Here is an 8607-nt window from a genome sequence, read left to right as displayed (position 1 = left end):
CCCCTGCCCCCCCCCCCGCCGGGGGGGGGGCGCCCGGGGGGGCGGCCCCCCCCCCCCCGGCCGCACTCGCTTGTCAGCTCACGCGAAGGCGATCACAGCGGGATGTTCTTGTGATGGCTGGGGCGCGAAGGCGCGGCGGCCAGCGCCGCCGCGATCGTGCTGCGGGTCTTGGCCGGGTCGATGACCTCGTCAACGACCCCGATCGAGATGGCGCGCTCGACGCCGCCCGCGATCTTCTCGTGCTCGACGGTGAGACGCTCGTGCAGCGCCTCCCGCTCCTCCTCCGGCGCGGCGGCCAGCGCCTTCTTGTGCAGGATGCCGACCGCGGCCTTGGCGCCCATGACGGCGACCTCGGAACCCGGCCACGCGTAGACGGCGGTCGCGCCGAGCGAACGCGCGTTCATCGCGATGTAGGCGCCACCGTAGATCTTCCTGGTGACCAGCGTGACCCGCGGCACCCGCGCCTCGGCGAAGGCGTGCAGCAGTTTCGCGCCGCGGCGCACGACGCCGTCCCATTCCTGTCCGACGCCGGGCAGGTAGCCCGGCACGTCGGTGATCACGATCAGCGGAATGCCGAACGCGTCGCACAGGCGAACGAAACGCGCGGCCTTCTCGGCGCTCTCGGAGTTCAGGCAGCCGCCGAGGCGCAGCGGGTTGTTGGCGAGCACGCCGACGGTGCGACCGCCGAGGCGACCGATGCCCGTGACCATGCTGCGCGCGTAGCCGCCCTGCAGTTCCTCGAAGCTGGACTCGCCGTTGATGTTGTCGAGCAGCTCGTGCACCAGCGGCTTCACGTCGTAGGCGCGCTTGGCCGATTCCGGCAGCAACGCCTTGAGGTCGACGTCACCGTGTTCGGCGGCCACCAGATCGAAGGTGCCCTGCTCGGCGAACATCGACACCAGCCTGCGGCCGCGATGCATGGCATCGGATTCGCTGTCGGCGACGATGTGGGTGACGCCCGACTTCTTGCCGTGGGTCTCCGGGCCACCGAGGGTGACCATGTCGACCTGCTCTCCGGTGACGCTGCGCACCACGTCGGGGCCGGTCACGAAGACCCTGCCCTCGGGCGCCATGATCACGATGTCGGTGAGCGCGGGACCGTAGGCCGCGCCGCCCGCCGCGAAACCGAGCACCACCGAGATCTGCGGGACGAGACCGGACGCGCGAACCATGGCCTCGAAGACCAGGCCGACCGCGTGCAGCGCCTCGACGCCCTCCGCGAGCCGCGCGCCGCCGGAATGCCAGATGCCGACGACGGGAACGCCGGAGTCGATGGCGGTGTCGATGGCGTCGACGATGTGCTTGCAGCCCTCGACACCCATAGCGCCGCCCATGACGGTGGCGTCGGAGCAGTACGCGACGGTGCGAACGCCGTCGACCTCGCCGATTGCCGCGAGCACACCGGACTTGTCACGCGGGTGTAGCGGTAGAACCGTGCCGGGATCGAAGAAGCGCTGGAGCCTGCCCAGCGGGTCACGCGGGTCCGTCGCAGTCTCTTGTTGAAACGCGGGTGCCATGATTGTCATCGCGTTCACTCTCCTCAATCAATGTCTTGCGCCGCTACCGCGGCTGCGAATGTCGAACAGGCGGGGGCGATTTCCAGCCCCCGCCGGTTCGTTGTGCAGTCGGTCGAGCGGCTATGCGCGACCGAAGGCGAGCGCCACATTGTGCCCACCGAAGCCGAAGGAATTGTTGATCGCGTATTCGATCTCCTGGCGGCGGGCTTCACCGTGCACCACATCGAGGTCGATCTCGGGATCCTGGTTCTCCAGGTTCAGCGTGGGCGGCACGATGCCGTCGCGGACGCTGAGCACGGTCAGCACGGATTCGAGCGCGCCGACGGCGCCGATCGAGTGTCCGAGTGCCGATTTCGGCGCGTAGACCGAGGCGTGGTTGCCGACGGCCTTGTTGATCGCCTTCGCCTCGGCGGTGTCGCCGATCGGCGTCGCGGTGGCATGGGCGTTGATGTGGGTGATGTCCTTGGCGGTCAGCCCGGCGGTCTGCATGGCCCTGGTCATGGCGCGCGCGGCGCCGCTGCCCTCGGGGTCCGGTGCGACCAGGTGGTAGCCGTCCGAAGTGATGCCCGCACCCAACAGGCGGGCGTGGATGGTCGCGCCGCGCGCTTTGGCGTGCTCCTCGGTCTCGATGACCATGAGGGCGCCCGCTTCGCCGAACACGAATCCGTCGCGATCGGAGTCGAACGGACGCGAGGCGCCCCTCGGATCGTCGTTACGGGTGCTCATGGCGCGCATCATGGTGAACGCCGCGATCGGCACCGCGTCGATGAAACCTTCGACGCCGCCGGTGACGACCATGTCGGCGTCACCCATCACGATCATTCGCCACGCGTTGGCGATGGCCTCGGAGCCGGATGAGCATGCCGAGACCGGAGTGACCACTCCTGCCTTGGCCTTCAGTTCGAGACCGACGACGGCCGACGGACCGTTCGGCATGACCATCTGAACAGCCAGCGGGGAAATCTTGCGATAGCCGCCGTTCTTCAGCTTGTCGACCGAGTCGATGAGGGCGTCGCCGCCCCCGAGTCCGGTGCCGATGGCGACACCGAGCCGCTCGGGATCGACTTCGGGGCTGCCCGCGTTGCGCCAGACCTCGCGACCGAGAATGGTCGCGAGCTGCTCCACGTAGGCCATGCGCCGACATTCGACCCGGCTCAGCAGGGTGTCAGGCCGTACCTTCAGGTGGCCGCCGATGCGGACCGGAAGGTCGTATTCCTCGATGAAGGAATCCTCGAGAACGTCGATACCGCTCTCGCCGTTGAGGAGTCCCTTCCACGTCGCATCGACGTCACCCGCGATCGACGTGGTCGCCGCCAGGCTTGTTACGACGACGTTGGGGAAATTCCCGTTCAAGGTGGAAGGAGTGGTCACTGTTTCGGCCCTACTCGCCGTCGAACTTGGCCTTGAGCTCCGCGGCGGCTTCGCTGTTCTCCGCCTCGAGCTTCTGGATGTAGCCGACAGCGTCGCCGACCGTCTTCAGGCTCGCGAGATCCTCGTCCGGGATCTTGACCCCGTACTTGTCCTCGGTCTGCACCGCGATCTCGACCATGGACAGCGAGTCGATGTCCAGGTCATCGACGAAGGACTTCTCGATGGTCACCTCGGACGGTTCGATGCCCGTCACCTCTTCGATGATCTTGCCGAGTTCCTCGACGATTTGTTCCTGGGTCAGAGCGGCCACGTTGTGGCTCCCTTCTCGTTTCTTGTAGGGCGTTCTATGTTTATTTCGGGTCGAAGCCGCAGTTGGTTACCACGGTTCCGTCGTGACCGCACGGTTTTGGTCGTGCCGCCGCGGAGGAAACTAGCCGGAACTCGCGAGCCCGGCCAAAGCGGGGAGGTCGTCGGGAGTTTTCAGCGCCAGATTCGGGGTACCTTTCAGCTCCCGTTTGGCGATGCCGACCAGGGTGCCCGCGGGCGGCAGTTCCGCCACCCCCGACACCGCCGCGGCGCGGACGGTCTCGGTGCACAGATCCCAGCGCACCGGGTTGGTGACCTGCGCCGCGAGCTTGTCGATCGCGTCCCGACCCGACGCGACCCGCTGACCGTCGAAATTCGACAGCAGCACGCGCGTCGGCTCGTTCGGGGCGATCCGCCCGATGGCTTCGGCCACCGCGTCCCGAGCCGGAGCCATGAACGCGGTGTGGAACGCGCCCGCCACGGGAAGCGCGCGCACACGCGCTTTCTCCGGCGGGGCTGCCGCGAGTTCGGCCAGGGCTTCGAGCTTGCCCGCCGCCACGATCTGCCCGACCGCGTTGCGGTTGGCCGGAACCAGATCGAGTTCGGCGAGCCGTTCGAGTACGGCGGCTTCGTCGCCGCCGAGCACCGCGGACATTCCGGTCGGCACCGCCGCGCAGGCCTTCGCCATTTCCGCGCCGCGGATGGCGGCGAGCTTCACCGCGTCGTCGGGCGAGATGACGCCCGCGACCGCGGCCGCGGCGAATTCACCGACCGAGTGTCCGGCGACGATGGTATCCGCCGGAAGTGTGTTCGGCTCGATTTCGGCGAACGCCAGCAGCGCGGCGGCGACCACCAGCGGCTGGGTGACGGCCGTGTCGACGATTTCGTCGGCGGTGGCCGTTGTGCCGAGTCGGACCAGATCGAGGCCTGCGGCCTTCGACCAGAGAGCGAGGCGTTCTCCCGCGCCGGGAAGGTCGAGCCAAGGCGCGAGCATGCCGGGTGTCTGGGACCCCTGTCCAGGGGCGAGCAACGCGATCACGCCTCTAAGAAAACACTGTGAGGTGGCCCGCACGAGATGTCGACGCGAATGAAGCTTTCAGACGCTCTTTGTGGGGGTCCCACAAAAAGCCATGTGGGACCGCCTCGATCGACCGATTCGCCGGATCCGTTACATCCCCTCGGAACCCACTGGGATGTGAGGTACCTCTGATGCCGGTGTTGACGATTCGTTACGAGTTCGTGTCAAACGACCTACTGTCGACGCGATTCTGAGCACGTACGCGTCACGAGGATTCATCGGATCACGCCCCGTTATCTCGCCTATGCGCTTGAGTCGGTAACGAACCGTATTTGGATGGACGTACAGCTGACGCGCACAGGTCTCGACGGCTCCGCCGCAATCGAGGTAGGCGTCGAGGGTGTCCGCGAGCGCCGAACCGGCCGCCGCCAACGGGAGCACAAGATACTCGTTCAACGCGTCCACCGCCGCACGGTCGCCGAGCAGGGCGCGTTCGGGCAGCAATTCTGCCGCATGGACCGGACGCGGCGCACCCCGCCACCCCACCACGGCCTCCATCCCGGCCAACGCCTCGACGGCGCTGGCATGCGCGGCGCCCAACGTGCGCACCGTCGGACCGATGACGACCGGCCCCTCGGAGAACACCTCGCCGAGCAGATCGCCGAGGAACGGCGAGACATAGCCCGCCTCACCGAGATTGCCGCTGACCACCATCACCAGCCGCGAACCCTGCACGACGGCCAGCGCCGCGCGACCGTGCCGCGCCGCGATGGTGTGCACCGCGCCGACCATCGACACGCCCTGATCCCCCGGCGGCGTGCCGACCAGTACCGTCGCGGGCGCGGTGGCGTCCCAGTTCAGAGTCGCCGCCCGCGACAGCATGTCGGGACCGGTGTCGCCACGCACCACGGCGTCGACGACCAGCGCCTCGAGCCGAGTATCCCAGGCGCCGCGCGACTCGGCGGCGCTCGCGTACACCGAGGCGGCCGCGAAGCCGAGCTCACGCCCGTATCGCAGCACCGCCTCGGTGAGCGCGACCAGCTGTCTGTCGTTGCGCGCGAGCGCGGGCAGCCACTGTTCGAAGAACTCCATGGCCACTCGGACCATGTCGACGGTCTGGCGCAGCGTCAGCCGCCGCGCCAGATCCTGCGGGATCACCTGGAAGGCGTCCAGGCTGAACCGGATGTCGCTGTCCGGGTCCTGGAGCCATTCCAGGAAGTTCACCACCGCGGTCTGCACCAGCATCTGCACACCGGCTCGCTGGGCGGCGTCCAGATCGGCGAAGAACGGCAACCGATCCTGCATCGACCCGACCGCCTCGGTGGACAGTCGCCCCGAGAACTGCTTCACGCGTTTGAGCAGCGTGTCCGGGAGGGGGTCGCGGTTCTGCCGGTTCGGGGAGAGCGCGCCGGTCGGCAGATACACCTCGTGCTCGGATGAGCCCTCGGAGATCCGACGAGGCCGCGGCGGTTTACGATCCACCACTCAATAGTCCGCTATGCCAGTTCTTCCTCGGTGCTCGCGGCCGACTTCGGCGCGGCGTCAACGTCGCCGATGCGGTACCGGTCGGCCGCCGCGAGCACCCGCGCCTTGTCGATGCGACCCGCGCGGGCCAGCCCTTCCAGCGCCGCGATCGCGATCGACTGCGCGTCGACGTTGAACACCCGGCGAGCCGCCGACCTGGTGTCGGAGAACCCGAATCCGTCGGTGCCGAGCGTGGTGAAATCGCCCGGCACCCACTTGCGCACCTGATCCGGCACCGCCCGCATCCAGTCGGTGGCCGCGATATAAGGGCCGTCGACCTTCGACAGCGCCTCGGTGACATAGGGGCTCTCCACCCGCGCGCCCGGATCGCGCAGCGCCGCGATCTCCTTGGCCAGCGCCTCCTTGCGCAACTCGCCCCACGAGGTCACCGACCAGACGTCGGCCTGCACACCCCACTCGTCGGCCAGCAGCGCCTGGGCGCGCAGACCGTCGGGCACGGTGACCCCGGAGACCAGGATCTGAGCGCGGATATCGCCCTCGCCGCCGCGTTTGTACAGGTAGAGACCCTTGAGCAGACCATCGACATCCAGGCCGTCGGGCTCGGCGGGCTGCTGGTACGGCTCGTTGTAGAGGGTGATGTAGTAGAAGATGTCCTCGCCGCCGAAGTTGTCCTCCGGTCGGCGCACCGTCTCGGTGCCCGGCAAGGCGGCCTGGTGCGCCGGGGTCGCGCCGCCGCCGTACATCCGCCGCAGACCGTCGCGCACGATGTGGGCGAGTTCGAAGGCGAAGGCCGGGTCGTAGGTCACCACGGCCGGGTTGGTGGAGGCCAACAGCAGCGAATGCCCGTCGTTGTGCTGCAGGCCCTCACCGGTCAGCGTGGTTCGCCCGGCGGTTGCTCCGAGCACGAATCCGCGCGCGAGCTGATCGGCCGCCGCCCAGAGTCCATCGCCGGTGCGCTGGAATCCGAACATCGAGTAGAAGATGTAGAGCGGGATCATCGGCTCGCCGTGGGTGGCGTACGAGGTGCCCGCCGCGGTGAACGACGCCGTCGAACCCGCCTCGTTGATGCCCTCGTGCAGAATCTGCCCGACGGTGCTCTCTTTGTAGGCAAGCATCAATTCCGCGTCGACAGATGTGTACAACTGACCGTTGCGGTTGTAGATCTTCAACGAAGGGAACCACGAGTCCATACCGAAGGTCCTGGCCTCGTCCGGGATGATCGGCACGATCCGCTTGCCGATCTCCTTGTCGCGCAGCAGCTCCTTCATCAGCCGCACCAGCGCCATCGTGGTGGCGACGCGCTGCTTGCCCGAACCCTTGCGCACCGACTGATACGCCTCGTCGCCGGGAAGTTGCAGAGACTTTGCCACGGACCGCCGCTCGGGCAGGAAACCGCCGAGCGCCTTGCGCCGGTCCAGCATGTACTGGATCTCCCGCGTCTCGACACCGGGATGGTAGTACGGCGGCAGGTAGGGGTCCTTCTCCAGTTCGGCGTCCGAGATCGGGATGCGCTGCAGATCGCGGAAGTCCTTGAGGTCCTGCAACGTCAGCTTCTTCATCTGGTGCGTCGCGTTGCGGCCCTCGAAATGCTTGCCGAGGGTGTAGCCCTTGATCGTCTTGGCCAGGATCACCGTCGGCTGGCCCTTGTGCGCCATCGCGGCCGCGTAGGCGGCGTAGACCTTGCGGTAGTCGTGGCCGCCGCGCTTCAGATTCCAGATCTCGGGATCCGACAGATCCTGCACCAGCGCCTTGGTGCGCGGGTCACGGCCGAAGAAGTGATCGCGGACATAGGCGCCGTCGTTGGCCTTGTAGGTCTGGTAATCGCCGTCGGGCGTGGTGTTCATCAGGTTCACCAGCGCGCCGTCGCGGTCGGCGCCGAGCAGCGCGTCCCATTCGCGGCCCCAGATCACCTTGATGACGTTCCAGCCCGCGCCGCGGAAGAACGACTCCAGCTCCTGGATGATCTTGCCGTTGCCGCGGACCGGGCCGTCGAGGCGCTGCAGGTTGCAGTTGACCACGAAGGTCAGGTTGTCCAGTCCCTCCATCGCCGCCACGTGCGCCAGACCGCGCGATTCCGGCTCGTCCATCTCGCCGTCGCCGAGGAACGCCCACACATGCTGATCGGAGGTGTCCTTGATGCCGCGATCGTGCAGATAGTGATTGAACCTGGCCTGATAGATCGCGTTCATCGGGCCGATTCCCATCGACACCGTCGGGAATTCCCAGAAATTGTTCAGCAAACGCGGATGCGGATACGACGGCAAACCGTGTCCCGGCCCGCCGTGGCTGTACTCCTGCCGGAATCCGTCGAGTTGCCCGGCGGTGAGCCTGCCCTCGAGGAAGGCGCGCGCGTAGATACCGGGCGAGGCGTGTCCCTGGACGAAGATCGAATCGCCGCCGCCGGAATGATCCTTGCCGCGGAAGAAATGGTTGAAACCCACCTCGTAGAGCGCCGCCGAGGACGCGTAGGTCGAGATGTGGCCGCCGACGCCGATTCCGGGACGCTGCGCGCGATGCACCATGATCGCGGCGTTCCAGCGGATCCAGGCGCGGAAGCGGCGCTCGACCTCTTCGTCGCCGGGAAACCACGGCTCGTTCTCGGTGGGAATGGTGTTCACATAGTCGGTGGAAGTCAGCGCGGGAATCGAAACACGGCGTTCACCGGCGCGTTCCAGAAGGCGCAACATCAGGTAGCGCGCGCGGCCCGGCCCTTCACGATCCAGCATCTCGTCGAAGGATTCGAGCCATTCGCTGGTCTCCTCCGGATCGATATCGGGCAGGTAGGACGCCACACCTTCGCGGATCACCCTGACCCGCTCCGCGGGCTGCGCCTGCGCCCCGTTCGATGCGGGGCCGGAATCGGTGCCAGCGGATTTCGCTGGAGCGGACGAGTTGATCACGTCGGTCAAA

The 8607-nt window shown here is 67.4% G+C and carries 6 protein-coding genes; all 6 read right to left on the bottom strand.

Annotated elements, in window-relative coordinates:
- Nucleotides 1-92: 92 nt before the first annotated feature.
- The 6 genes from IT779_RS27125 to aceE all read right to left on the bottom strand — a co-directional run bounded on the left by IT779_RS27125 (nucleotide 93) and on the right by aceE (nucleotide 8606).
- Nucleotides 93-1526 (bottom strand): acyl-CoA carboxylase subunit beta, encoded by a 1434-nt coding sequence (locus tag IT779_RS27125; RefSeq protein ID WP_196152273.1) that lies wholly within the window; start codon nucleotides 1524-1526, stop codon nucleotides 93-95.
- Nucleotides 1527-1637: 111 nt separating this feature from the next.
- A complete protein-coding gene (locus IT779_RS27120; protein ID WP_196152272.1) occupies nucleotides 1638-2888 on the bottom strand; it encodes a KasA/KasB family beta-ketoacyl-ACP synthase in 1251 nt (416 codons plus the stop codon).
- A 10-nt stretch (nucleotides 2889-2898) separates the two neighbouring features.
- A complete protein-coding gene (acpM, locus tag IT779_RS27115; RefSeq protein ID WP_196152271.1) occupies nucleotides 2899-3198 on the bottom strand; it encodes a meromycolate extension acyl carrier protein AcpM in 300 nt (99 codons plus the stop codon).
- A 120-nt stretch (nucleotides 3199-3318) separates the two neighbouring features.
- The gene (locus IT779_RS27110; protein WP_196152270.1) at nucleotides 3319-4233 is read right to left on the bottom strand and encodes an ACP S-malonyltransferase; all 915 of its coding nucleotides are present in this window, start codon (nucleotides 4231-4233) and stop codon (nucleotides 3319-3321) included.
- Between the two features lie 129 nt (nucleotides 4234-4362).
- Complete coding sequence (locus IT779_RS27105; RefSeq protein ID WP_408637803.1) at nucleotides 4363-5664, bottom strand: PucR family transcriptional regulator; 1302 nt, start codon at nucleotides 5662-5664, stop codon at nucleotides 4363-4365.
- A 44-nt stretch (nucleotides 5665-5708) separates the two neighbouring features.
- Nucleotides 5709-8606, bottom strand: a complete 2898-nt coding sequence (aceE, locus tag IT779_RS27100) for a pyruvate dehydrogenase (acetyl-transferring), homodimeric type (protein WP_198428977.1) — start codon at nucleotides 8604-8606, stop codon at nucleotides 5709-5711.
- Nucleotide 8607 lies beyond the last annotated feature (1 nt).

Origin of the sequence: Nocardia bovistercoris, from assembly GCF_015674855.1 — a bacterium.
GTDB classification, from domain to species: domain Bacteria; phylum Actinomycetota; class Actinomycetes; order Mycobacteriales; family Mycobacteriaceae; genus Nocardia; species Nocardia bovistercoris.
This window is presented reverse-complemented; position numbering and strand designations above follow the sequence as displayed.